The sequence below is a fragment of the Streptomyces sp. NPDC019224 genome, assembly GCF_040632605.1.
In the GTDB taxonomy this organism is placed as follows: domain Bacteria; phylum Actinomycetota; class Actinomycetes; order Streptomycetales; family Streptomycetaceae; genus Streptomyces.
In genome coordinates this window covers 32,653-57,863 of the sequence record NZ_JBEYCF010000033.1, presented here as the reverse complement: position 1 = coordinate 57,863, position 25,211 = coordinate 32,653, and the positions used below count along the sequence as shown (strand labels likewise).

The 25,211-nt window shown below is 71.3% G+C and carries 22 protein-coding genes; 17 read left to right on the top strand and 5 right to left on the bottom strand.

The window, feature by feature from the left end; all coding sequences use genetic code 11:
• Positions 1-7: 7 nt before the first annotated feature.
• The 9 genes from ABZ564_RS21205 (at position 8) to ABZ564_RS21165 (ending at position 10,138) form a co-directional block, all read left to right on the top strand.
• Positions 8-760 (top strand): YebC/PmpR family DNA-binding transcriptional regulator, encoded by a 753-nt coding sequence (locus ABZ564_RS21205; protein ID WP_360858546.1) that lies wholly within the window; start codon positions 8-10, stop codon positions 758-760.
• A gap of 123 nt (positions 761-883) precedes the next feature.
• Positions 884-1,453: a crossover junction endodeoxyribonuclease RuvC gene (gene ruvC, locus ABZ564_RS21200; protein ID WP_360858599.1), complete on the top strand. Its 570-nt coding sequence runs from the start codon at positions 884-886 to the stop codon at positions 1,451-1,453.
• Positions 1,450-2,076, top strand: coding sequence for a Holliday junction branch migration protein RuvA (gene ruvA, locus ABZ564_RS21195; RefSeq protein WP_360858544.1), 627 nt, complete (start codon positions 1,450-1,452; stop codon positions 2,074-2,076). Before ruvC ends, ruvA begins: the two co-directional genes overlap by 4 nt.
• 77 nt (positions 2,077-2,153) lie before the next feature.
• Positions 2,154-3,227: a Holliday junction branch migration DNA helicase RuvB gene (ruvB, locus tag ABZ564_RS21190; protein ID WP_360858541.1), complete on the top strand. Its 1,074-nt coding sequence runs from the start codon at positions 2,154-2,156 to the stop codon at positions 3,225-3,227.
• A gap of 164 nt (positions 3,228-3,391) precedes the next feature.
• Entirely contained in the window at positions 3,392-3,853 is a 462-nt protein-coding gene (yajC, locus tag ABZ564_RS21185; RefSeq protein WP_360858538.1) for a preprotein translocase subunit YajC, read from the top strand.
• Positions 3,854-4,001: 148 nt separating this feature from the next.
• Positions 4,002-5,774 (top strand): protein translocase subunit SecD, encoded by a 1,773-nt coding sequence (secD, locus tag ABZ564_RS21180; RefSeq protein WP_360858535.1) that lies wholly within the window; start codon positions 4,002-4,004, stop codon positions 5,772-5,774.
• Between the two features lies 1 nt (position 5,775).
• Complete coding sequence (gene secF / locus ABZ564_RS21175) at positions 5,776-6,882, top strand: protein translocase subunit SecF (RefSeq protein WP_360858532.1); 1,107 nt, start codon at positions 5,776-5,778, stop codon at positions 6,880-6,882.
• Positions 6,879-7,430: an adenine phosphoribosyltransferase gene (locus ABZ564_RS21170; RefSeq protein ID WP_360858529.1), complete on the top strand. Its 552-nt coding sequence runs from the start codon at positions 6,879-6,881 to the stop codon at positions 7,428-7,430. Before secF ends, ABZ564_RS21170 begins: the two co-directional genes overlap by 4 nt.
• Positions 7,431-7,579: 149 nt before the next feature.
• Complete coding sequence (locus ABZ564_RS21165; RefSeq protein WP_360858527.1) at positions 7,580-10,138, top strand: bifunctional (p)ppGpp synthetase/guanosine-3',5'-bis(diphosphate) 3'-pyrophosphohydrolase; 2,559 nt, start codon at positions 7,580-7,582, stop codon at positions 10,136-10,138.
• 6 nt (positions 10,139-10,144) lie between these two features.
• Here ABZ564_RS21165 and ABZ564_RS21160 read toward each other — a convergent pair whose 3' ends face one another.
• From ABZ564_RS21160 to ABZ564_RS21150, 3 genes are all read right to left on the bottom strand, one after another.
• Positions 10,145-10,741: an ALF repeat-containing protein gene (locus ABZ564_RS21160; RefSeq protein WP_360858524.1), complete on the bottom strand. Its 597-nt coding sequence runs from the start codon at positions 10,739-10,741 to the stop codon at positions 10,145-10,147.
• Between the two features lie 253 nt (positions 10,742-10,994).
• Complete coding sequence (locus ABZ564_RS21155) at positions 10,995-12,224, bottom strand: DUF349 domain-containing protein (protein WP_360858521.1); 1,230 nt, start codon at positions 12,222-12,224, stop codon at positions 10,995-10,997.
• Positions 12,225-12,398: 174 nt separating this feature from the next.
• Positions 12,399-13,199 (bottom strand): peptidylprolyl isomerase, encoded by an 801-nt coding sequence (locus tag ABZ564_RS21150; protein WP_360858518.1) that lies wholly within the window; start codon positions 13,197-13,199, stop codon positions 12,399-12,401.
• A gap of 149 nt (positions 13,200-13,348) precedes the next feature.
• On the opposite strand from ABZ564_RS21150, the gene ABZ564_RS21145 reads away from it, so the two are divergent.
• The 4 genes from ABZ564_RS21145 (at position 13,349) to ABZ564_RS21130 (ending at position 17,693) form a co-directional block, all read left to right on the top strand.
• Positions 13,349-14,044: an MBL fold metallo-hydrolase gene (locus ABZ564_RS21145; protein WP_360858515.1), complete on the top strand. Its 696-nt coding sequence runs from the start codon at positions 13,349-13,351 to the stop codon at positions 14,042-14,044.
• A gap of 13 nt (positions 14,045-14,057) precedes the next feature.
• Entirely contained in the window at positions 14,058-15,320 is a 1,263-nt protein-coding gene (gene hisS, locus ABZ564_RS21140) for a histidine--tRNA ligase (RefSeq protein ID WP_360858512.1), read from the top strand.
• A 285-nt stretch (positions 15,321-15,605) separates the two neighbouring features.
• Positions 15,606-16,241 (top strand): vitamin K epoxide reductase family protein, encoded by a 636-nt coding sequence (locus ABZ564_RS21135; protein WP_360858509.1) that lies wholly within the window; start codon positions 15,606-15,608, stop codon positions 16,239-16,241.
• A 75-nt stretch (positions 16,242-16,316) separates the two neighbouring features.
• Positions 16,317-17,693 carry a replication-associated recombination protein A gene (locus tag ABZ564_RS21130; protein WP_360858506.1) on the top strand — a complete coding sequence of 459 codons (1,377 nt, stop codon included), beginning with the start codon at positions 16,317-16,319 and terminating at the stop codon, positions 17,691-17,693.
• A 66-nt stretch (positions 17,694-17,759) separates the two neighbouring features.
• On the opposite strand, the gene ABZ564_RS21125 is transcribed toward ABZ564_RS21130, so the two are convergent.
• Positions 17,760-18,461, bottom strand: a complete 702-nt coding sequence (locus ABZ564_RS21125) for a DUF2470 domain-containing protein (RefSeq protein WP_360858503.1) — start codon at positions 18,459-18,461, stop codon at positions 17,760-17,762.
• Positions 18,462-18,649: 188 nt separating this feature from the next.
• Here ABZ564_RS21125 and rpsD point away from each other — a divergent pair, with 188 nt between their 5' ends.
• The gene (gene rpsD / locus ABZ564_RS21120; RefSeq protein ID WP_239223628.1) at positions 18,650-19,264 is read left to right on the top strand and encodes a 30S ribosomal protein S4; all 615 of its coding nucleotides are present in this window, start codon (positions 18,650-18,652) and stop codon (positions 19,262-19,264) included.
• Between the two features lie 18 nt (positions 19,265-19,282).
• On the opposite strand, the gene ABZ564_RS21115 is transcribed toward rpsD, so the two are convergent.
• Entirely contained in the window at positions 19,283-21,523 is a 2,241-nt protein-coding gene (locus ABZ564_RS21115; protein ID WP_360858500.1) for a tetratricopeptide repeat protein, read from the bottom strand.
• A gap of 216 nt (positions 21,524-21,739) precedes the next feature.
• Here ABZ564_RS21115 and ABZ564_RS21110 point away from each other — a divergent pair, with 216 nt between their 5' ends.
• Genes ABZ564_RS21110 through alaS form a run of 3 tightly spaced genes read left to right on the top strand, consistent with a single transcriptional unit; the run spans position 21,740 to position 25,210 of the window.
• A complete protein-coding gene (locus ABZ564_RS21110) occupies positions 21,740-22,180 on the top strand; it encodes a DUF948 domain-containing protein (protein WP_360858497.1) in 441 nt (146 codons plus the stop codon).
• Positions 22,181-22,187: 7 nt separating this feature from the next.
• A complete protein-coding gene (locus ABZ564_RS21105) occupies positions 22,188-22,541 on the top strand; it encodes a DUF6167 family protein (RefSeq protein WP_360858494.1) in 354 nt (117 codons plus the stop codon).
• Positions 22,541-25,210: an alanine--tRNA ligase gene (gene alaS, locus ABZ564_RS21100; protein ID WP_360858491.1), complete on the top strand. Its 2,670-nt coding sequence runs from the start codon at positions 22,541-22,543 to the stop codon at positions 25,208-25,210. The genes ABZ564_RS21105 and alaS overlap by 1 nt, the downstream gene beginning before the upstream one ends.
• The last annotated feature ends 1 nt before the right edge of the window (position 25,211 follow it).

Genomic DNA, 25,211 nt, shown 5'->3' with positions numbered 1-25,211 from the left:
AAGGCAGATGTCCGGCCACTCTAAATGGGCTACGACGAAGCACAAGAAGGCCGTGATTGACGCCAAGCGCGGCAAGCTCTTCGCGAAGCTGATCAAGAACATCGAGGTCGCGGCCCGCACCGGTGGTGTGGACCCCGAGGGAAACCCGACCCTCGTGGACGCGATCCAGAAGGCGAAGAAGAGTTCGGTCCCGAACAAGAACATCGACTCCGCGGTCAAGCGCGGTGGCGGTCTCGAAGCGGGCGGCGTCGACTACCAGACGATCATGTACGAGGGTTACGGACCCAACGGTGTCGCGGTCCTCATCGAGTGCCTCACCGACAACCGCAACCGTGCCGCGTCCGACGTACGGGTCGCCATGACCCGCAACGGCGGCTCGATGGCCGACCCGGGTTCCGTCTCGTACCTCTTCAACCGCAAGGGCGTCGTCATCGTCCCCAAGGGCGAGCTGACCGAGGACGACGTGCTCGGTGCCGTCCTGGACGCGGGCGCCGAGGAGGTCAACGACCTCGGTGACACGTACGAGGTCGTCAGTGAGGCCACCGACATGGTCGCGGTGCGCACCGCGCTCCAGGAGGCGGGCATCGACTACGACTCGGCCGAGGCGAACTTCCTGCCCACCATGCAGGTCGACCTCGACGAGGAGGGCGCCCGCAAGATCTTCAAGCTCATCGACGCGCTGGAGGACAGCGACGACGTGCAGAACGTCTTCGCCAACTTCGACGTATCCGACGAGGTCATGGAGAAGATCGACGCCTGAGCCGCGTCGGACGCGGCCGTTGCGGACGGGCCGGCGGGGGACACACCCCGTCGGCCCGCCGCATTGTCAGTGCCGGCCGATAGCCTGCTGGAACAGTTGACCGATCGGCAGGGAGGGCGGACCGTGCGGGTGCTCGGCGTGGACCCAGGTCTGACCAGGTGCGGCGTCGGCGTCGTCGAGGGCGTCGCGGGCCGGCCCCTGACCATGCTCGGCGTAGGCGTCGTACGCACCCCGGCCGACGCGGAGCTCGGACACCGCCTCGTGGTGATCGAGCGCGGCATCGAGGAATGGCTCGACGAGCACCGCCCCGACTGCGTCGCCGTGGAACGGGTCTTCGCCCAGCACAACGTGCGTACGGTGATGGGGACGGCCCAGGCCAGCGCCGTCGCCATGCTCTGCGCGGCAAGGCGCGGCCTCCCGGTCGCCCTGCACACCCCCAGCGAGGTCAAGGCCGCCGTCTCCGGCAGCGGACGTGCCGACAAGGCGCAGGTGGGGGCCATGGTGACCCGGCTCCTGCGGCTGGACGCCCCGCCGAAACCGGCCGACGCCGCCGACGCCCTGGCGCTCGCCATCTGCCACATCTGGCGCGCCCCCGCCCTCAACCGCCTCCAGCAGGCGCACGCGGCGGCCGCCGCCCGCACCCCGCGCGTCCCGCGCACCGCAGCCGCACCCGTCCGGAAGGTCCCCCGATGATCGCCTTCATCAGCGGCCCCGTCGCCGCGCTCGCCCCGACCACCGCTGTGATCGAGGTCGGTGGCATCGGCATGGCCGTCCAGTGCGCGCCGGGCACCCTGGCCGCCCTGCGCGTCGGCCAGGAGGCCAGACTCGCCACCTCCCTCGTCGTCCGAGAGGACTCGCTGACCCTCTACGGCTTCGCCGACGACGACGAGCGGCAGGTCTTCGAGCTGCTGCAGACCGCCAGCGGCGTCGGGCCGCGGCTCGCCCAGGCCATGCTCGCCACGCACACCCCGGACGCCCTGCGCCTCGCCGTGGCCACCGGTGACGAGAAGGCCCTCACCGCGGTCTCCGGCATCGGCAAGAAGGGCGCGCAGAAGCTCCTGCTGGAACTGAAGGACCGGCTCGGCGAACCGGTCGGCTCCCACACCCCCGGCCAGGGCATCGGCACCGCCGTCTCCGTCTCCTGGCGCGACCAGCTCCAGGCCGCGCTGATCGGCCTCGGCTACGCCACCCGCGAGGCGGACGAGGCGGTCGCCGCCGTCGCACCGCAGGCGGAGGAGGCCCTCGCCGCCGACGGCCGGGCACCCGTGCCGCAGCTGCTGCGCGCCGCCCTGCAGACCCTCAACCGGGCGCGCTGAGCCGCGCGGGCCACCCTTCTGCGCCCGGCCGGCCACCCGCGGCCGGGCACCCGATACATCCGAGGCGGACAGACGAGATGAACTGGGACGACACCGGAGCCGACATGGACGACCGGTTCGACGAGCGGCTGGTCGACGCCGGCGCGGACGGCGACGACACCGCGGTCGAGGCGGCGCTGCGCCCCAAGGACCTCGACGAGTTCGTCGGCCAGGAGAAGGTGCGCGAACAGCTCGACCTGGTCCTCAAAGCCGCCCGCGCCCGCGGCGCCACCGCCGACCACGTGCTGCTCTCCGGCGCGCCCGGCCTCGGGAAGACTACCCTTTCCATGATCATCGCGGCGGAGATGAACGCCCCGATCCGGATCACCTCCGGCCCCGCCATCCAGCACGCGGGCGACCTCGCGGCGATCCTCTCCTCGCTCCAGGAGGGCGAGGTCCTCTTCCTGGACGAGATCCACCGCATGTCCCGGCCCGCCGAGGAGATGCTGTACATGGCCATGGAGGACTTCCGGGTCGACGTGATCGTCGGCAAGGGGCCCGGCGCCACCGCCATCCCGCTGGAGCTGCCCCCCTTCACCCTCGTCGGAGCCACCACCCGGGCCGGCCTCCTGCCGCCCCCGCTGCGCGACCGCTTCGGCTTCACCGGCCACATGGAGTTCTACGCCCCCGCCGAACTGGAACGGGTGATCCACCGCTCCGCCCGCCTGCTCGACGTCGAGCTGGACGCCGAGGGCGCCGCCGAGATCGCCGGGCGCTCCCGGGGCACGCCCCGCATCGCCAACCGGCTGCTGCGCCGCGTGCGGGACTACGCCCAGGTCAAGGCCGACGGCCGGATCGACCGCGAGATCGCCGCCGCGGCCCTCGGGGTGTACGAGGTCGACGCCCGGGGCCTGGACCGGCTGGACCGGGCGGTGCTCAGTGCCCTGCTGAAGCTCTTCGGCGGCGGCCCGGTGGGCCTGTCCACGCTCGCGGTCGCCGTGGGGGAGGAGCGCGAGACCGTCGAGGAGGTCGCCGAGCCCTTCCTCGTACGCGAAGGACTGCTGGCCAGGACGCCGCGCGGGCGGGTCGCCACACCGGCGGCCTGGGCCCACCTGGGACTCGTTCCCCCGCAGCACGGCGTAACGGGACAACAGGGTCTGTTCGGGGCGTGATGCATCACAGGTTGACCAGAAGCGGAACCACGGTGCCATGCTGGGCGTTGTTCCATCGATGCGGACTCGCTTAGACTCCGCCGATGCCGCCCTTAAGGGTCGGTGTACCCACCCCCGTAGACCAGGCCGTTCTCCAGTGCGGTCGTGCGAAGGAAACTCGTCCCGTGAATCCCGTGACTCTCCTCCCCTTCATCGTGCTTATCGGGGCCATGTTCCTGATGACGCGGTCCGCCAAGAAGAAGCAGGCGGCGGCTGCGGCCATGCGCAATGAAATGCAGCCCGGCACCGGCGTCCGGACGATCGGGGGCATGTACGCCACCGTCAAGGAGCTTCACGACGACACGGTCCTCCTCGAGATCGCGCCCGGCGTCCACGCCGTGTACGCCAAGAACGCGATCGGCGCCGTCCTCGACGACGCGGAGTACAACCGCATCGTCCACGGCGACGACCCGGAGTTCGACGTCGACGGCGCGGTCGTGCCCGACGACGCCTCCTCGCTGACCGCGTCCGACGACGTCAAGACCGACCTGGTCAAGAAGACCGGCTCGGACGAGGGCGACGAGGCCGAGGTCGAGGACGACAAGAAGTCCGAGGGCAAGGCCGACGGCGAGGCCGACGCGAAGTAGCACGCACGACGCGGGGAGGCCGTGAGCCCACAGGCATCCGGCCGCCCCAGGTCCGTGCACTCCTTCGCGGGGGCGGGTCCCCACTAAACTTCGTGGCCGCTCGGGCGCGTACCCGGCGCGGGGCGGTTGGACAGGGAGAAACGACAAGGTGGCAGCACCGAAGAAGGGCCGAGGCGCGGCCGGCGGTCAGGGGAAGCCAGGGCGTTCCCTGGCGCTGATCCTGATCGCCATGGTCGCCCTCACGGGCGGGATGTTCCTGGCCGACCAGCCGACGCCGCGACTCGGCATCGACCTGGCGGGCGGTACCTCCATCACGCTGGAGGCCAAGGCCGAGCCGGGCCAGGAACAGGCGATCAACAAGACCAACATGGACACCGCGGTCGAGATCATGAACCGCCGTGTCAACGGTCTGGGGGTCAGCGAGGCCGAGGTCCAGACCCAGGGCGACAGCAACATCATCGTCAACATCCCCAAGGGCACGGACTCCGCCCAGGCCCGGAAGCAGGTCGGCACCACGGCCAAGCTGTACTTCCGGCCGGTGCTGACCGTCGCCCAGGGCACGCCCACCCCCGAGCCCAGCGCCTCGTCCACCGGCAAGGCCGACGCTTCGCCGTCGCCGAAGGCGTCGGCCTCCGAGAAGGCGACGGACGGCGACAAGGCCACCAGCCCCTCGTCGAAGCCGTCCGCGTCCGCCACCACCCAGGGCCGCGCGGTCACCGGCGCCCTGAAGGCCGACTCCTCGCCGTCGCCGAAGACCAGCTCCTCGCCGAAGGCCGACAGCACGCCGAAGGCCGGCGAGTCCGCGTCCCCCGAGGACCAGGCCGCAGCCGCGGAACTGCAGAAGCGGTTCGAAGCGCTCGACTGCTCCAGCAAGGCATCCCGCTCCAAGGCCGCCCAGGGCAGCAAGTCCAGCGACACGGTCGTGGCCTGCAGCCAGGAGGGCGACGCGAAGTACGTGCTCGGCCCGGCCGAGGTCTCCGGCACCGAGGTCGACAGCGCCAAGGCGGCCTTCGACCAGCAGCGCGGCATCTGGATCGTCCAGATGGAGTTCTCCGACAAGGGCTCCAAGCAGTTCCAGACGATCACCAAGAAGCTCTCCGCGCAGCAGTCCCCGCAGAACCAGTTCGCCATCGCGCTGGACGGCGAGGTCGTCTCCGCACCCCAGGTCAACGAGACGCTGAGCGGCAGCGCCGAGATCTCCGGCAGCTTCACCCAGCAGTCCGCCGAGGACCTGGCCAACGTGCTCTCCTACGGCGCGCTCCCGCTCTCCTTCAAGGAGCAGAGCGTCACCACCGTCACCGCCGCCCTCGGCGGCGAGCAGCTGCGGGCCGGCCTCATCGCCGGCGCCATCGGCCTCGCCCTCGTGGTCGTCTACCTGGTGGCCTACTACCGCGGCCTGGCTCTCATCGCCCTGCTCAGCCTCCTGGTCTCCGGCATCCTGAGCTACACGATCATGTCGCTGCTCGGCCCGGCCATCGGCTTCGCGCTGAACCTGCCGGCCGTCTGCGGTGCCATCGTGGCCATCGGTATCACCGCCGACTCCTTCATCGTGTACTTCGAACGCGTACGGGACGAGATCCGCGAGGGCCGCACGCTGCGGCCCGCCGTGGAGCGCGGCTGGCCGCGTGCCCGGCGCACCATCCTGGTCTCCGACTTCGTGTCGTTCCTCGCCGCCGCCGTGCTCTTCGTCGTCACCGTCGGCAAGGTCCAGGGCTTCGCGTTCACGCTGGGTCTCACCACCCTGCTCGACGTCGTCGTGGTCTTCCTCTTCACCAAGCCGCTCATGACGATCATGGCCCGCACGAAGTTCTTCGCCAGCGGCCACCCGTGGTCCGGACTGGACCCGAAGCGCCTCGGCGCCAAGCCGCCGCTGCGCCGCTCCCGCCGTGTCAACGCCCCCACCGAACCGAAGGAGGCGTGAGATGTCGCGACTCGGGAATCTCGGCGCCCGTCTCTACCGAGGCGAGGTCGGCTACGACTTCATCGGCAAGCGCAGGATCTGGTACGGCGTCTCCGTCCTGATCACCATCACGGCCATCGTCGGCCTGGCGGTCAGCGGCCTGAACATGGGCATCGAGTTCAAGGGCGGTGCCGTCTTCACCACCCCGAAGACGAGCGTCTCCGTCTCCGAGGCGGAGGACCTGGCGACGGACGCGTCCGGCCACCAGGCCATCGTCCAGAAGCTCGGCAACGGCGGTCTGCGCATCCAGATCACCGAGGTCGACACCGCGAAGTCCGACGAGATCCAGGCCAAGCTCGCCACCGACCTCGACGTCCCGCGCGAGAAGATCGCCGCGGACCTCGTCGGTCCCAGCTGGGGCGAGCAGATCGCCAACAAGGCCTGGACCGGTCTCGGCGTCTTCATGATCCTGGTCGTGATCTACCTGGCCATCGCCTTCGAGTGGCGGATGGCCCTCGCGGCCCTCGTCGCGCTGATCCACGACATCACCATCACGGTCGGCGTCTACGCCCTGGTCGGCTTCGAGGTCACCCCGGGCACCGTGATCGGTCTGCTGACCATCCTCGGTTACTCCCTCTACGACACGGTCGTCGTCTTCGACAGCCTCAAGGAGGGCACGAACGGGATCACCAAGCAGACCCGGTGGACGTACAGCGACGTCGCCAACCGCTCCATCAACAGCACCCTGGTCCGCTCGATCAACACCACCGTCGTCGCCCTGCTGCCGGTCGCCGGTCTGCTGTTCATCGGCGGCGGTGTCCTCGGCGCCGGCATGCTGAACGACATCTCGCTCGCCCTCTTCGTGGGCCTCGCGGCCGGTGCGTACTCCTCGATCTTCATCGCCACCCCGCTGGTGGCGGACCTCAAGGAGCGCGAGCCGCAGATGAAGGCCCTGAAGAAGCGGGTCCTCGCCAAGCGCGCGGCCGCCGCGGCCAAGGGCGAGGCCACCGAGGCGGAGCAGGCCGACGGGGACGTGACCGACCTGGAGGACGCCGCGCCCGCCGGTGCGGTCGTCGGCCAGCGCCAGGAGCCCAGGGGCCACGGCCGGACCCCGGGGAAGCGTCGATGACCAGCACCACCGAGAGCACGAGGGAACTCCTGCTCAGCCGCATCCGTGACGTGGCGGACTACCCGAAGCCGGGCGTGATGTTCAAGGACATCACCCCGCTGCTCGCGGACCCGGTCGCGTTCACGGCCCTCACCGACGCCCTCGCGGAGCTGTGCCTGCGGCACGGCGCCACGAAGGTCGTCGGCCTGGAGGCCCGCGGCTTCATCCTGGCCGCGCCCGTCGCGGTCCGGGCCGGACTCGGCTTCGTACCCGTCCGCAAGGCCGGGAAGCTGCCCGGAGCCACGCTCAGCCAGGCGTACGAGCTGGAGTACGGCACCGCGGAGATCGAGATCCACGCGGAGGACCTGTCGGCCGAGGACCGGATCATGGTCATCGACGACGTCCTGGCCACCGGCGGCACCGCCGACGCCTCCCTGGAGCTCATCCGCCGGGCCGGCGCCCAGGTCGCCGGGGTCGCCGTCCTCATGGAGCTGGGCTTCCTGGACGGCCGGGCCCGCCTGGCCGACAGCCTGCGCGGCGCTCCGCTGGAGGCACTGATCACGGTCTGAGGACCAAGCCGCACCACCCCCGACGGGCACCCGGGAACAACCGGGTGCCCGTCGGCGTTGTGAGGGCTCTCACGGTCCCCGGGGGAGGACCGGCCGCCGGGTCGATACGATGGCCTTTCCGGGTGTCCGGATCCGCACGAGGAGCGCTCTTGCCAGACGAGGCCCAGCCAGTCGCCGCCCCGCAGCCCGACGAGCCCGCGGCGGCCCCCGCCACGCCCGCGAAGCAGCAGCCCGCGGAGAAGCCGAAGCCCCCGGCGCCCCAGCCCGGCACGGGACCGGCGCCCGCCGGGGCCGACGGCCCCGTGCCCGCTTCCCCCGCCCAGCCGGCCGAGCCCGCTCCCACCGCCCCCAAGCCGCCGGCCAAGCCCGCTGCCGGACCCGCCGCCCCGGCCGGCTCGGCGTCCCGCTCCGGCGGCTCCTCCAGCCGCGTCCGGGCCCGGCTCGCCCGCCTCGGCGTCCAGCGTTCCAGCCCCTACAACCCGGTCCTCGAACCGTTGCTGCGTATCGTCCGCGGCAACGACGCCAAGACCGAGACGGCCACGCTGCGCCAGATCGAACGGGCCTACCAGGTCGCCGAGCGCTGGCACCGCGGCCAGAAGCGCAAGAGCGGCGACCCGTACATCACGCACCCGCTCGCCGTCACCACGATCCTCGCCGAGCTGGGCATGGATCCGGCCACCCTGATGGCCGGGCTGCTGCACGACACGGTCGAGGACACCGAGTACGGCCTGGACACCCTGCGCCGCGACTTCGGCGACCAGGTCGCCCTGCTCGTCGACGGCGTCACCAAGCTCGACAAGGTCAAGTTCGGCGAGGCCGCGCAGGCCGAGACCGTACGCAAGATGGTCGTCGCCATGGCCAAGGACCCGCGCGTCCTGGTCATCAAGCTCGCCGACCGGCTGCACAACATGCGCACCATGCGCTACCTCAAGCGGGAGAAGCAGGAGAAGAAGGCCCGCGAGACGCTGGAGATCTACGCTCCGCTCGCCCACCGCCTGGGCATGAACACCATCAAGTGGGAGCTGGAGGACCTCGCCTTCGCGATCCTCTACCCCAAGATGTACGACGAGATCGTGCGGCTGGTCGCCGAGCGCGCGCCCAAGCGCGACGAATACCTCGCCATCGTGACCGACGAGGTCCAGTCCGACCTGCGCGCCGCCCGCATCAAGGCCACCGTCACCGGACGCCCCAAGCACTACTACAGCGTCTACCAGAAGATGATCGTGCGGGGCCGCGACTTCGCCGAGATCTACGACCTGGTGGGCATCCGGGTGCTCGTCGACACCGTCCGCGACTGCTACGCGGCACTCGGCACCGTGCACGCGCGATGGAATCCGGTCCCCGGCCGGTTCAAGGACTACATCGCGATGCCCAAGTTCAACATGTACCAGTCACTGCACACCACGGTGATCGGTCCCAGCGGCAAGCCCGTCGAGCTCCAGATCCGGACGTTCGACATGCACCGCCGCGCCGAGTACGGCATCGCCGCGCACTGGAAGTACAAGCAGGAGGCCGTCGCGGGCGCCTCCAAGGTCCGCACCGACGTCCCCAAGAACACCGGCCGGGGCCAGGACACCGTCAACGACATGGCGTGGCTGCGCCAGCTCCTGGACTGGCAGAAGGAGACCGAGGACCCCAGCGAGTTCCTGGAGTCGCTGCGCTTCGACCTCTCGCGCAACGAGGTCTTCGTCTTCACGCCCAAGGGCGACGTCATAGCGCTGCCGGCCGGGGCCACCCCGGTCGACTTCGCGTACGCCGTCCACACGGAGGTCGGCCACCGCACCATAGGGGCACGGGTCAACGGCCGCCTCGTGCCGCTGGAGTCGACGCTCGACAACGGCGACCTGGTGGAGGTCTTCACCTCCAAGGCGGCCGGCGCCGGGCCCTCCCGCGACTGGCTGGGCTTCGTCAAGTCGCCCCGGGCCCGCAACAAGATCCGTGCCTGGTTCTCCAAGGAGCGCCGCGACGAGGCGATCGAGCAGGGCAAGGACGCCATCGCGCGGGCCATGCGCAAGCAGAACCTGCCGATCCAGCGCATCCTGACCGGCGACTCGCTGGTCACCCTCGCGCACGAGATGCGCTACCCCGACATCTCGTCGCTGTACGCCGCGATCGGCGAGGGTCATGTGGCCGCCGCGGGCGTCGTGCAGAAGCTGGTCCAGGCCCTCGGCGGCGAGGACGCGGCCAACGAGGACCTGGAGGAGAGCACCCCGCCCTCGCGCAGCCGCAACAAGCGCCGCTCCAACGCCGACCCCGGGGTCGTCGTCAAGGGCGTCGACGACGTGTGGGTCAAGCTCGCCCGCTGCTGCACGCCCGTGCCCGGTGACCCCATCATCGGCTTCGTCACCCGGGGCAGCGGCGTCTCCGTGCACCGCGCCGACTGTGTGAACGTCGACTCGCTCTCGCAGCAGCCGGAACGCATCCTGGACGTCGAGTGGGCGCCCACCCAGTCCTCGGTCTTCCTCGTCGCCATCCAGGTCGAGGCCCTGGACCGTTCCCGGCTCCTGTCGGACGTCACCCGGGTGCTGTCCGACCAGCACGTCAACATCCTGTCCGCCGCCGTGCAGACCTCCCGCGACCGGGTGGCCACCTCGCGCTTCACCTTCGAGATGGGCGACCCCAAGCACCTCGGCCACGTCCTGAAGGCGGTACGGGGCGTGGAGGGCGTATACGACGTCTACCGGGTGACCTCGGCCCGCCGGCCGTAGGGGCTGCTACGCGTCGACCTCGTACTGGCCGTACTCCAGGAAGTGGCGCATCTCCTCGGGCGTGCCCTGGATGGCCTCGATGACGGCGGCGCGCATCGCGTCGCTGATGCCGGGGCGGGCGAGGATGCGGAAGAGGGCGACCTGGTCGTCCTCGGCCTGGGCGAGTCGGTAGCCGGTTTCCAGCCACTCCCGGATCTCCGCCGGGTCGCCGCGGTCGAGGAGGCCGTTGATCTCCTGGGTGACGCGCTGGCCGGAGTCGGGGTCGCCGAGGATGCGGAAGAGGGCGACGCGGTCGTCCTCGGCCTGGGCCGGCGCGTAGCCGGTCCTCAGCCACTCGCGCGCCTGCGCGAGGTCGCCGCTTTCGAGGAGCGCGGTGACCTCCCTGGTGACCCGCTGGCCGGAGTCGGGGTCGCCGAGGATGCGGAAGAGGGCGACGCGGACGTCGTCGTCGGACATCTCGTCCACCGGGAGGTCCATGCCGTCCGCCGCGGCGACGGCGGTGGACGGGGAGGCCGTCCCGGCGGCGAAGGCCGGGCCGGACAGGAGGAGGACGGGAGCCAGAGCGGCGGCCGCGGCGGCCAGGGCGACACGGGTCGGTCTCATCGGTGAACCTGCCTCGGGTACGTAAGGGACTCGGCGAGTGCGCGAAGCGCGCCCGTACGAAGCATCGCTTCCCGCACCGTCACCATTCACTTCCGGTTTCCGGCAGTTGTCGCACCCTTTTCGTTGCCCGCGCACGCGGAAGGGGCACTACCTGAGCAAGCTCGGACCGGCGGACGGCCTCTCGTCGCCCGCGCACGCGGAAGGGGCCTCCCCGCGCGCACGCGGGAAGACCCCTCGGACCGACGTCCTGGCGTCAGCCGCCGAACTCCTCCAGGCCCTTGAGCGCCTGGTCGAGAAGCGCCTGCCGGCCCTCGAGCTCACGGGCCAGCTTGTCCGCCCGGGCGTTGTTGCCCGACGCACGGGCCGTGTCGATCTGCGCACGCAGCTTGTCCACGGCCGCCTGGAGCTGACCGGTCAGACCCGCGGCGCGGGCCCGCGCCTCCGGGTTGGTCCGGCGCCACTCGGCCTCCTCGGCCTCCTGGAGCGCCCGCTCCACCGCCTGCATCCGCCCCTCGACCTTCGGACGGGCGTCACGCGGTACGTGGCCGATGGCCTCCCAGCGCTCGTTGAGGGCCCGGAACGCGGACCTGGCCGCCTTCAGGTCCGTCACCGGCACCAGCTTCTCGGCCTCGTCGGCGAGCTCCTCCTTCAGCTTGAGGTTCTCGCCCTGCTCCGCGTCGCGCTCCGCGAAGACCTCGCCCCGGGCGGCGAAGAAGACGTCCTGAGCCCCGCGGAAACGGTTCCACAGCTCGTCCTCGGCCTCGCGCTGGGCGCGGCCCGCCGCCTTCCACTGGGTCATCAGGTCGCGGTAGCGGGCGGCCGTCGTCCCCCAGTCCGTGGACCCGGAGAGCGCCTCGGCCTCCACGGCCAGCTTCTCCTTGACCTTGCGGGCCTCCTCGCGCTGGGCGTCCAGCGAGGCGAAGTGGGCCTTGCGGCGCTTGGAGAACGCCGAGCGGGCGTGCGAGAAGCGGTGCCACAGCTCGTCGTCGGACTTGCGGTCGAGCCGGGGCAGGCCCTTCCACGTGTCCACGAGGGCGCGCAGCCGCTCGCCGGCGGAGCGCCACTGCTCGCTCCCCGCCAGCTCCTCGGCCTCGGCGACCAGTGCCTCCTTGGCGTGCTTCGCCTCGTCGGCCTGCTTCGCCTTCTGCGCCTTGCGCTCCTCGCGCCGCGATTCGACCGTCGCGACGAGCGCGTCCAGCCGCTTGCGCAGCGCGTCCAGGTCGCCGACGGCATGGTGCTCGTCGACCTGGCCGCGCAGGTGCTCGATGGCGGTCGTCGCGTCCTTCGCGGACAGATCGGTGGTCTTCACCCGCCGTTCGAGGAGGCCGATCTCGACCGCAATGCCCTCGTACTTGCGCTCGAAATAGGCCAGGGCCTCCTCCGGCGAACCGGCCTGCCACGATCCGACGACCTGCTCGCCGTCGGCTGTACGCACGTACACGGTGCCCGTCTCATCGACACGGCCCCACGGGTCGCTGCTCACAGCGCCTCCTCCACCTGATGCCCGCGAGGGGACCACCCCCCTGGCATCGTCCACAGTTTCCTGGGGCGGGCAGCGCCCGCCCTGCACGACGCCAATCTAGGCGACGGGCCGCCCGGCTGTCCGCACTCAGCACGGCCGGATTTATTCGGCCGCACCGCGCGCGTCTCCCCGGAATCACCCCTTGTCGACGGTCAGCTTCGAGATGTTCACGGCCTTCTTCGGCGCACCGTCGGCGCCGCCGCCGTCCACACCGGCCTTGCCGATGGCCGCGACGGCCTGCAGCGACTTCTCGTCCATCGTGCCGAATGGCGTGTAGCTGGGCGGCAGTTTGCTGTCCTTGTAGACGAGGAAGAACTGGCTGCCCCCGGTGTGCGCCTGGCCGGTGTTGGCCATCGCCACCGTGCCCGCCGGGTACGTCACCGTGCCGTCCGCGCCCGCCTTGCCCAGCGCGGTCAGGTTCTCGTCGGGGATCGTGTAGCCGGGACCACCCGTGCCGTCGCCCTTGGGGTCGCCGCACTGCAGGACGAAGATGCCGTCCGTGGTCAGCCGGTGGCACTTCGTCCCGTCGAAGAACTTCTTGTCGGCCAGCGACTTGAAGGAGTTCGTCGTGTGCGGGGTCTTCGACGCGTCCATGGTGAACGCGATGTCGCCCTGGCTCGTCTTGAGCGACATCGTGTACTTCGCCTTCTTGTCGATCTTCATCGCCGGTTCCGGCTTCGCCTCCTCCGCGGGCGAGGACGAGGGCGAGGCCTCGGCGGACGGGCTCTGGCTCGCCGCCGCGTCCGTCCTGTCCTTGTCGTCGTCCCCGCCGGCGGCGAAGTACGTGGCACCGCCGATGACCGCCACCACGGCCACCGCCGAGGCGATGACGAGCGTCAGCCGCCTCGTCCTGCGGCGGGCCTCCTCCCGACGCTGCTGCTGCCGCTCGTACTTCTCCCGGGCGAGCTGCCGCCGCCGCTGATCGCTGCTGACCACCGGGTGTTCTCCTTGTACGTCGTGTGATCGGGTCTGGGTCGCCCCGTACCGTATATGGGTTAGCTGTGGAATGAGGAGCGCCGGTAGGCTCTGAACTGCTGCGACCTCGCAGCCGCTCTTCCGCGTAGGACGACCAATTAAGGACGATCGTGCTGATTGCCGGGTTCCCCGCCGGGGCCTGGGGGACCAACTGTTACCTGGTCGCCCCCGCCGCGGGTGAGGAGTGCGTGATCATCGACCCGGGCCACCAGGCCGCCTCCGGGGTCGAGGAAGCGCTGAAGAAGCATCGGCTGAAGCCCGTCGCCGTCGTCCTCACCCACGGCCACATCGACCACGTCGCCTCGGTCGTCCCGGTGTGCGGCGCGCACGACGTCCCCGCCTGGATCCACCCCGAGGACCGCTACATGATGAGCGACCCGGAGAAGGCGCTGGGCCGCTCCATCGGGATGCCGCTCATGGGCGAGCTGACGGTGGGGGAGCCGGACGACGTCCAGGAGCTGACCGACGGCGCCCGGCTGCAGCTCGCGGGCATGGAGTTCGGCGTCTCGCACGCGCCCGGCCATACCAAGGGGTCGGTGACGTTCAGGATGCCCGAGACCCCGGAGGTCCCCCAGGTCCTCTTCTCGGGCGACCTGCTCTTCGCCGGCTCCGTCGGACGTACCGACCTGCCCGGCGGCGACCACGCCGAGCTCCTCGAGTCGCTGGCCCGTGTGTGCCTGCCGCTCGACGACTCGACCGTGGTGCTGTCCGGCCACGGCCCCCAGACGACCATCGGCCGCGAGCGCGCCACCAACCCGTTCCTGACCGGAATGAGCGGTGTGGACGCGCCCCGACGAGGAATGTGACGAGAGCGAAATCGTGAGCACCTTCAAGGCCCCCAAGGGCACGTACGACCTGACCCCGCCGGACTCCGCGAAGTACCTGGCGGTGCGCGAGGCGATCGCCGCACCGCTGAAGAACTCCGGCTACGGCTACATCGAGACCCCCGGCTTCGAGGACGTGGCCCTCTTCTCCCGCGGCGTCGGTGAATCCACCGACATCGTGACCAAGGAGATGTACACCCTCACCACCAAGGGCGGCTCCCAGCTCGCCCTGCGCCCCGAGGGCACCGCGTCCGTGCTGCGCGCCGCTCTGGAGGCCAACCTCCACAAGCTCGGCAACCTGCCGGTCAAGCTCTGGTACTCCGGCTCGTACTACCGCTACGAGCGCCCGCAGAAGGGCCGCTACCGCCACTTCTCACAGGTCGGGGCCGAGGCCATCGGCGCCGAGGACCCGGCGCTCGACGCCGAGCTGATCATCCTGGCCGACCAGGCGTACCGCGCCCTGGGCCTGCGCGAGTTCCGCATCCTGCTGAACTCGCTGGGGGACAAGGAGTGCCGCCCCGTCTACCGCGACGCGCTCCAGGGCTTCCTGCGCGAGCTGGACCTCGACGAGGAGACCCGGCGGCGCATCGAGATCAACCCGCTGCGGGTCCTCGACGACAAGCGCCCCGAGGTCCGGAAGCAGCTGGCCGGCGCCCCCGTGCTGCGCGACTTCCTGTGCGACGCCTGCAAGGCGTACCACGAGGAGGTCCGCGACCTGCTCAACGAGGCGGGCGTGATCTACGAGGACGACGAGAAGCTCGTCCGCGGCCTCGACTACTACACGCGCACCACCTTCGAGTTCGTCCACGACGGCCTCGGCTCGCAGTCGGCGGTGGGCGGCGGCGGCCGCTACGACGGCCTCTCCGAGATGATCGGCGGCCCGGCGCTCCCGTCGGTCGGCTGGGCGCTCGGCGTGGACCGCACGGTCCTCGCCCTGGAGGCCGAGGGCATCGAGCTCGAGCTGCCCTCCGCCACCAGCGTCTTCGCCGTACCGCTCGGCGAGGAGGCGCGCCGGGTCCTCTTCGGCGTCGTCACCCGGCTGCGCCGGGAGGGCGTCGCCGCGGACTTCGCGTACGGCGGCCGGGGGCTGAAGGGCGCCATGAAGAGCGCCAACCGCTCGGGCGCCCGGTTCACGATCGTGGCCGGCGAGCGCGACCTGGCCGAGGGCCACGTCCAGCTCAAGGACATGGAGTCCGGAGAGCAGACGCCCGTCCCGGTGTCCGACCTCGTCGAGACGGTCCGCGCGCGCCTGGCGTGAGACGCGGCCGGGGGCGGCCGGACGGGTCCGCCCCCGGGCCCTCGCGTCAACGCGGTGGGCGTGGATTCATCCCGCCCGGTGATTCGGTCCGCGCGGCCGGTGACGCCCGCGTGACGGCCGGGCGGTCGGTGATCTCCCTTGTCACGGCCGGGAGGGCCGGGATTCCGCTCCCGTACGGCCCCGTAGCGGTGTGTACGTCTTTATGTGCATCGAACGGAAGAGCGGCCGAGTCGTGCGGCACAATGACCCTGCCCCAGCAGGCCACCCAGTGACGGAAACGGCGATATGACGACTGCAGCGGTTGACCATCCCTCCTCCGGCCAGGACGAGCGCGGCGGGAAGCGGACCATCGGCGGCAGCCGCGCGCTGGCCCTCCTGCTGGTGATCACGGGCGCCGCCGGAACGCTCGCGGCATGGGTCATCACGCTCGACAAGCTCAAGATGATGGAGGACCCCTCCTTCGTCCCCGGCTGCAGCCTCAACCCCGTGGTGGCCTGCGGCAACATCATGAAGAGCGAGCAGGCCTCCGCCTTCGGCTTCCCCAACCCCTGGCTCGGCATGGTCACCTACCCGGTGATCATCGCCATCGGCCTGGCCCTGCTCGCCGGAGCCCGCTTCCGCCCCTGGTACTGGCTCGGCATGAACGCGGGCACGCTGTTCGGCGTGGGCTTCTGCACCTGGCTCCAGTACCAGTCGCTGTACAACATCAACTCGCTGTGCCTGTGGTGCTGCCTGGCCTGGGTCGCCACCATCCTCATGTTCTGCTACATCACCACGCACAACATCCGGCACGGGATCATCCCCGCCCCCTCCTGGCTGCGCAACGGCCTCACCGAGTTCCACTGGGTGCCCCCGGTGCTGTGGATCGGCGTCATCGGCATGCTGATCCTGACCCGCTGGTGGGACTTCTGGACCAGCTGACCGGCGCGTCCTGCACCGCGGGGCCGGCCGTCCGGCCGGGCGGTGCCGTCAGTGCGGTGACATAGGCTTCGAGACGTGGAGCCCGACCTCTTTACCGCAGCTGCCGAAGACCGCCAGGAGAAGGACCCGTCCAGCAGCCCCCTCGCTGTCCGGATGCGTCCGCGCACGCTCGACGAGGTCGTGGGCCAGCAGCACCTGCTCAAGCCGGGCTCGCCGCTGCGCCGCCTGGTCGGCGAGGGCAGCGGGGGACCGGCCGGCCCTTCGTCGGTGATCCTCTGGGGCCCGCCCGGCACCGGAAAGACCACCCTCGCGTACGTGGTCAGCAAGGCGACGAACAAACGATTCGTCGAGCTCTCCGCCATCACCGCGGGGGTCAAGGAGGTGCGCGCCGTGATCGACGGCGCCCGCCGAGCCACCGGGGGTTACGGCAAGGAGACCGTCCTCTTCCTCGACGAGATCCACCGCTTCTCCAAGGCCCAGCAGGACTCCCTGCTCCCCGCCGTGGAGAACCGCTGGGTCACCCTGATCGCCGCGACCACCGAGAATCCGTACTTCTCCGTCATCTCCCCGCTGCTCTCGCGTTCGCTGCTGCTCACGCTGGAGCCCCTGACCGACGACGACCTGCGCGGCCTGCTGCGCCGCGCTCTCACCGACGAGCGCGGGCTCGGCGGTGCGGTGACCCTGGCGGAGGATGCGCGGGAGCACCTGCTGCGGATCGCGGGGGGCGACGCGCGCCGGGCCCTGACCGCCCTGGAGGCCGCCGCCGGTGCGGCGCTGTCCAAGCAGGAGACGGAGATCACGCTCCTCACCCTGGAGGAGACGGTCGACCGGGCCGCCGTGAAGTACGACCGGGACGGCGACCAGCACTACGACGTGGCGAGCGCGCTGATCAAGTCGATCCGGGGCTCCGACGTCGACGCGGCCCTGCACTACCTGGCCCGCATGATCGAGGCGGGGGAGGACCCCCGGTTCATCGCCCGGCGGCTGATGATCTCGGCCAGCGAGGACATCGGCCTCGCCGACCCGACGGCGCTGCCCACCGCGGTCGCCGCGGCCCAGGCGGTGGCCCTGATCGGCTTCCCGGAGGCGGCGCTCACCCTCAGCCATGCCACCATCGCCCTGGCGCTGGCCCCCAAGTCCAACGCGGCCACACTGGCGATCTCCGCCGCCCGCGAGGACGTCCGCAAGGGGCTGGCCGGCCCGGTCCCGGCCCATCTGCGCGACGGCCACTACAAGGGCGCGGCCAAGCTCGGCCACGCCCAGGGCTATGTCTACCCGCACGACGTGCCCGGCGGTATCGCCGCCCAGCAGTACGCGCCGGACGCCGTGAGCGACAAGCGGTACTACCGCCCCACCCGCTACGGCGCCGAGGCGCGCTACGCGGACGTGGCGGACCGGGTCAGGGAGCGGCTCGGCCGGACGGGCACCGAGGACGGGGCGGGCACGGTCTGAAGCCGGGCCCGGGGCTCCGGAGGCGAGCGCGGCCCTCGACGCCGGCGGCCCTTCGCGGGGTGTTCCTCAGTGCGCGGCCGCGGCGAAGAGCGTGTGCATGGCGCGGCTGAGCTCCACCACGTCCCGCACCGGCTCGGGGAACTCGAAGCGCGCGTCGAAGCAGCCGCCGTCCCGCTCGCAGAAGCGCACCCGCAGCCCGAGCCGGTCCAGCGCCAGGGGCACCACGGCCGGCCGGTGCGCGGCGCAGGTGCACGACGCCCGCGCGCCGAGCAGTCCGCACAGCGTCGCCAGCTCCTTCGGGTGCGCCGAGTGCAGATGCTGGAGCAGGTCCGTCTCGTGGGCGGCGAGCGGGTCGGGGGCGGCGTCGCGGAAGCTCTCCGCCTCGACGCGCTCCACCCCCCACAGGTCGTCGATGTGGGCCTCGCCCGTTTCCAGCCGCAGCATCATCCGTCCGGGGCCCGCCATGCCGGGCACGGAGGTCAGCCAGCCGCTGACCCGGGCCCGGCCGCGGATGCGGTGGGGTACGGAGACCGGGGCGACGTCCGTGATCTCCAGGACGGCCGGCAGCTCGTCGTCCTGGGCGTGCGTCGCGGCCCGTACGGCCGGGGAGCCCGCGGGGAACTCCAGGAACAGGTCGCCGTCCGGGCCCACGCCCCGGGACAGCGGCATGAGCTGGTCCCAGCCCGCGGTTTCGAGCCCGGGAACGAGCAGTGCCGCGGAGCAGGTACTCTGTACGAGAGTTCGTGTGCGCTCGGCTGCTGACGGCATCCGTGTGATTTCAAGCCCGCTGGGACGCGGCTGACCACGATCTGATCGGTCCTCCGTCATCTCGACGCCTTCAGGCGCGTCGATGCTGTCTGTGCTGTCCGTGACGTGTGTGGTGTTCCCAGGGCGAGACATGCGATCTCCTTGAGTAAGGTGAGCCTAACCTAACCTACAACGGAGGTCTGGAGAACGTGCCTAATCAGTCGCGTCCCAAGGTCAAGAAGAGCCGCGCGCTCGGCATCGCGCTGACGCCGAAGGCCGTCAAGTACTTCGAGGCCCGCCCCTACCCGCCGGGCGAGCACGGCCGCGGCCGCAAGCAGAACTCGGACTACAAGGTCCGTCTGCTGGAGAAGCAGCGTCTGCGCGCGCAGTACGACATCAGCGAGCGCCAGATGGCGCGTGCCTACGACCGCGCCAAGAAGGCCGAGGGCAAGACGGGCGAGGCGCTCGTCGTCGAGCTCGAGCGCCGTCTCGACGCGCTGGTCCTGCGTTCGGGCATCGCCCGGACCATCTACCAGGCCCGCCAGATGGTCGTCCACGGCCACATCGAGGTCAACGGTGGCAAGGTCGACAAGCCGTCGTTCCGCGTCCGCCCGGACGACATCGTGATGGTCCGCGAGCGCAGCCGCGACAAGCACCCCTTCCAGGTGGCCCGCGAGGGTGGCTACGCCACCGACGGCGAGACCCCGCGCTACCTGCAGGTGAACCTGAAGGCCCTGGCCTTCCGCCTTGACCGGGACCCGAACCGCAAGGAAATCCCCGTGATCTGCGACGAGCAGCTCGTCGTCGAGTACTACGCCCGCTGATCCAGGCGTAGCCGCTCTTCACCGGCGCTCAGGCCCGCCCCTTCCCGGTACCCGGGGAGGGGCGGGTTTTCGCGTTCTGCCGGGTGCGGGCAGCGCGGCTCCGGCCGGCTCCCCGGCGCCGGACCCCGCCTGCTCGCCCCCGCCCGGCCGCGCCAGGAGCGCCCGCGCGACCGCCGCGTCCGGCTCCAGCTCCCCTCCCGCCCGCAGGGCCGCCGCGTACCGCGTCTCGCCCAGTTCGCGCAGGGCCAGCTCCTCGCAGCGGGCCCTCGGCGCCCCGTAGTGCGCCGAGCCGAACAGCGGCAGCCCCACCGACGGCCAGATCCGGTCGGCGGCACCCTGGAGCAGCGCCGCCTCGGCCGCGTCGCCCTCGGTCACCGTGACGAGCGCCAGCAGTTCCAGGGCGAGGACGGTGCCGAGCCGGTCGTGGAAGGTGTGGCTGATGGACAGCGACTCCTCCAGCAGCTTCCGGGCCCGCTCCGGCCGCCCGCGCTGCAGGGCGGCATGGGCCAGGACGTACAGCGCGTAGCTCAGGGCCCACCGCTCGCCGTGGTCCTCGCAGATGTCCCGGACCTCCTCGCAGATCGCGACGGCCCGCTCCGGGTCCCCCAGGAAGCCGATCGACATGGCCAGTTCGACCTGGGCCATCAGGACGTTGCTGTTCAGCTCGCCCAGCTCGCGGTAACGGCCGAGCGCCTCGTCCAGCAGATCCCGGGCGCGCTCCATGTCGTCGGTGACCAGGGCCAGGCACCCGGTGCGGTGCACGGCGTACGCGGCCGCGGTGGCGTCGCCCGCCGCCTCCGCCTCCTCCCGGCACTCCGTCAGGGCGGAGACGGCCCCCACCGGGTCACCCTGGAGGACCGCGACGTGCCCCAGTACCCACAGGGCCTTCAGCCGCGAGGCGTCGTACGGGGTCTCCTCCTCCAGGACGTGGTCCAGCCAGTGCCGGCCCTCGGACAACCGCCCGCAGCCGACCCACAGGAACCACAGCGTGCCCGCCAGGTACTGGGCGAGGTGCACCTCCTGCGGGGTCTCCAGCGAGCACTCCATGGCCCGGCGCAGATTCGGCAGCTCGCTCTCCAGCCGGGCCGCGACCTCCGCCTGCCGGGGGCTGAACCAGTCCAGCTCGCACCAGGTCGCCAGTCCCAGGAACCAGTCGCGGTGCCGCCGGCGCAGCCGGTCGGCGTCCCCGGTGGCGGCCAGCCACTCGGCCCCGTACTCGCGCACGGTCTCCAGCAGCCGGTAGCGGGTGCCGACCGGGGAGTCCTCGCGCAGCACCACGGACTGCGCCAGCAACCCGCAGAGCACGTCGAGCACCGAGTCGGCGGGCAGGTCGGGACCGCTGCAGACGTACTCCACGGCCTCCAGGTCGAACTGCCCGGCGAAGACCGAGAGCCGGGCCCACAGCAACCGCTGCGGCGGGGTGCACAGTTCGTGGCTCCAGCCGATGGCCGTGCGCAGCGTCTGGTGCCGGTCCAGGGCGCCCCGGCTGCCGCCGGTCAGCAGCCGGAAGCGGTCGTCGAGCCGCTGCAGCACCTGCTCGGTCGACAGGGCCCGCAGCCGTCCGGCCGCCAGTTCCAGGGCCAGCGGGATCCCGTCCAGCCGGCGGCACAGCTCCCTGGCCGGGCCGCGGCTGCGGTCGGTCAGCCGGAAGTCCGGGCGCACCCCGGCGGCGCGCTCGGCGAACAGCCGGAGCGCGTCCTCGTCCGTCATGGTGGCGAGCGGGTGGACGGCCTCGCCCTCCAGCTCCAGCGGCAGCCGGCCCGCCGCGAGCACCCGCAGCCGCGGGGCGCGGCGCAGCAGCTCCCGTACCAGCGCGGCGCAGTCGTCCACCAGGTGTTCGAAGCCGTCGAGGACCAGCAGGAGGCTGCGGCCGGCGCAGTGCTCGAGGATCGCCGCGCGGGGCGGCCTGGTGGTGTGGTCGGTGAGGCCCAGCGCCTCGGCCACGGCGTGTTCCAGCAGGCCCGCATCGTGGACGGTGGACAGCTCCACCAGCCACACCCCGTCGCAGTACCGTTTCTCCAGCAGGGCCGCCGCTCTGGTGACCAGCCGGGTCTTGCCGACGCCGCCCACCCCGGTGACGGTGACGAGTCTGGATTCCTCCAGCGATCGCGCGAGACCGGCCAGTTCGCTCTCGCGGCCCACGAAGTCGTTCAGCTCGGCGGGCAGGTTGCCCGGGTGCGGGGGCGCGGCGGTGTCGCGGGCGGCGGCCGGGGTACCGGAGTCACCGGCGGGCGGAACGGGGCGCTGAGGGCGTCGCATGAGACACGCAGAGTACTGGCTTGAAAGCGCTCCGTACAATTTCGCCGTCCGGACTCCCGCCGCCCGCCCGGTCGGGCGGTACGGGGCGTGAGCCCCGGCGCGATAGGCTCGGGGGAAGGTGACCGGCCACCACGAAGGCCCTCGCCGCAGAGCAAGCGAACAAGACAGAGACAGACGACAAGCCAGAGAGCGCGGTGCACTGTGTCCGGTGGAGAGGTGGCCGGGATCCTGGTGGCCGTCTTCTGGGCGATCCTGGTTTCGTTCCTCGCCGTCGTGCTGGTGAGGCTCGCCCAGACGCTCAGGGCGACCACCAAACTCGTGGCGGACGTGACCGAACAGGCCGTCCCTCTGCTCGCGGACGCCTCCGCGACCGTACGCTCCGCGCAGACCCAGCTCGACAAGGTCGACGCCATCGCGACGGACGTACAGGAAGTCACCTCCAACGCCTCGGCACTCTCCACCACGGTCGCCTCCGCCTTCGGCGGCCCGCTGGTCAAGGTCGCGGCGTTCGGCTACGGCGTACGGCAGGCCATCGGCCGCCGTTCCGCCCCCGAACCGGAGGCGCGCTCCCGGCGCGCGGTGATCGTCGGCCGGACCGTGCCGTCCGCGCGCGGCAGGAAGCGCAACGGCCGAAATTCCCGCGGACCGAAGGACTGACGCAGCGATGTTCCGCCGTACGTTCTGGTTCACCGCCGGCGCAGCCGCCGGGGTGTGGGCCACCACCAAGGTCAACCGGAAGATCAAGCAGCTGACCCCCGAGAGCCTCGCGGCGCAGGCCGCCGACAAGGCGATCGTGGCCGGTCACAAGCTCAAGGACTTCGCGCTGGACGTCCGCGAGGGCATGGTCAGGCGCGAGGCCGAACTCGGCGAGGCACTGGGCCTGGAGGCACCGGCCGACCCCGAGCTCCCCGGGCGGCGCGGTCTCGCCGTCGAGGCGGCCGAGCCGGAGACGCACCCGGCCCCCGCCACCTACCGCAAGCTCCCCTCCCACTCGTACAACCGGAATGAGGACCACTGATGGAGTCGGCAGAAATTCGTCGCCGCTGGCTGAGCTTCTACGAGGAGCGCGGTCACACCGTTGTCCCTTCGGCGTCGCTCATCGCGGACGACCCGACTCTGCTGCTGGTCCCCGCCGGCATGGTGCCCTTCAAGCCGTACTTCCTCGGTGAGGTCAAGCCGCCCGCCCCGCGCGTCACCAGCGTGCAGAAGTGCGTGCGCACGCCGGACATCGAAGAGGTCGGCAAGACCACCCGGCACGGCACGTTCTTCCAGATGTGCGGCAACTTCTCCTTCGGCGACTACTTCAAGGAAGGCGCCATCGCGTACGCCTGGGAGCTGCTGACCAGCTCCGTGGCGGACGGCGGCTTCGGGCTCGACCCCGAGCGCCTGTGGATCACCGTCTACCTCGACGACGACGAGGCCGAGGCCATCTGGCGCGACAAGATCGGCGTCCCGGCCGAGCGCATCCAGCGCCTGGGCAAGAAGGACAACTTCTGGTCCATGGGCGTCCCCGGCCCCTGCGGCCCCTGTTCCGAGATCAACTACGACCGCGGCCCCGAGTTCGGCGTCGAGGGCGGCCCGGCCGTCAACGACGAGCGGTACGTGGAGATCTGGAACCTGGTCTTCATGCAGTACGAGCGCGGCGCCGGCGAGGGCAAGGACGACTTCCCGATCCTCGGCGACCTGCCGTCGAAGAACATCGACACCGGCCTCGGCCTCGAACGCCTCGCGATGATCCTGCAGGGCGTGCAGAACATGTACGAGACCGACACCCTGCGCGTCGTCATGGACCGGGCCACCGAGCTGACCGGTGTGCGCTACGGCGCGGCCGACGCCACCGACGTCTCGCTGCGCGTGGTCGCCGACCACATCCGCACCTCCGTCATGCTCATCGGCGACGGAGTCACCCCCGGCAACGAGGGCCGCGGCTACGTGCTGCGCCGCATCATGCGCCGCGCCATCCGCAACATGCGCCTGATGGGCGCCACCGGCTCCGTCGTCAACGAGCTGGTCGACGTCGTGGTCAACACCATGGGCCAGCAGTACCCGGAGCTGATCACCGACCGCAAGCGCATCGAGACCGTCGCGCTCGCCGAGGAAGCCGCCTTCCTCAAGGCCCTCAAGGGCGGCACCAACATCCTGGAGACCGCCGTCACCGAGACCAAGGCCTCCGGCGGCACGGTCCTCGCCGGCGACAAGGCGTTCCTGCTCCACGACACCTGGGGCTTCCCGATCGACCTCACCCTGGAGATGGCCGCCGAGCAGGGGCTCTCCGTGGACGAGGACGGGTTCCGCCGCCTCATGCAGGAGCAGCGGGCCAAGGCCAAGGCCGACGCCAAGGCCAAGAAGACCGGCCACGCCGACCTGTCCGCCTACCGCGAGGTCGCCGACAACTCCGGCGTCACCGAGTTCACCGGCTACACCACGACCGAGGGCGAGTCGACGATCGTCGGCCTCCTCGTCGACGGTGTCCCCTCGCCCGCCGCCACCGAGGGCGACGAGGTCGAGGTCGTCCTCGACCGCACCCCGTTCTACGCCGAGGGCGGCGGCCAGCTCGCCGACCAGGGCCGCATCCGGCTCGACAGCGGCGCCGTCATCGTGGTGCGCGACGTCCAGCAGCCGGTTCCGGGTGTCTCCGTGCACAAGGGTTCCGTCCAGGTCGGCGAGGTGACGGTCGGCGCCTCCGCCTACGCCGCCATCGACTCCACCCGCCGCCGGGCCATCGCCCGCGCCCACAGCGCCACGCACCTCACGCACCAGGCACTGCGCGACGCGCTCGGCCCGACGGCCGCCCAGGCCGGCTCCGAGAACTCCCCGGGCCGCTTCCGCTTCGACTTCGGCTCGCCCGCCGCCGTCCCCGGCACGGTCCTCACCGACGTCGAGCAGAAGATCAACGAGGTCCTGGCCCGCGAGCTCGACGTGCAGGCCGAGGTCATGTCGATCGACGAGGCGAAGAAGCAGGGCGCCATCGCGGAGTTCGGCGAGAAGTACGGCGAGCGGGTCCGCGTCGTCACCATCGGCGACTTCTCCAAGGAGCTGTGCGGCGGTACGCACGTGCACAACACCGCCCAGCTCGGCCTGGTCAAGCTGCTCGGTGAGTCGTCCATCGGTTCCGGCGTGCGCCGCATCGAGGCCCTGGTCGGCGTCGACGCGTACAACTTCCTGGCCAAGGAGCACACGGTCGTCGCCCAGCTCCAGGAGCTGGTCAAGGGCCGCTCCGAGGAGCTGCCGGAGAAGATCGCGGGCATGCTCGGCAAGCTGAAGGACGCCGAGAAGGAGATCGAGAAGTTCCGCGCGGAGAAGGTCCTCGCGGCCGCCGCCGGTCTCGCCGACTCCGCGAAGGACGTCCGGGGCGTCGCCCTGGTCACCGGCCAGGTGCCGGACGGCACCTCCGCCGACGACCTGCGCAAGCTCGTCCTCGACGTGCGTGGCCGCATCCAGGGCGGCCGCCCGGCCGTGGTGGCGCTGTTCACGACGGCCAACGGGCGCCCGCTGACCGTCATCGCCACCAACGAGGCGGCCCGCGAGCGTGGCCTCAAGGCCGGCGATCTGGTCCGTACCGCCGCCAAGACCCTCGGCGGCGGGGGCGGCGGCAAGCCGGACGTCGCGCAGGGCGGCGGCCAGAACCCGGAGGCGATCGGTGACGCCGTCGCCGCCGTCGAACGCCTCGTCACCGAGACGGCGTGAC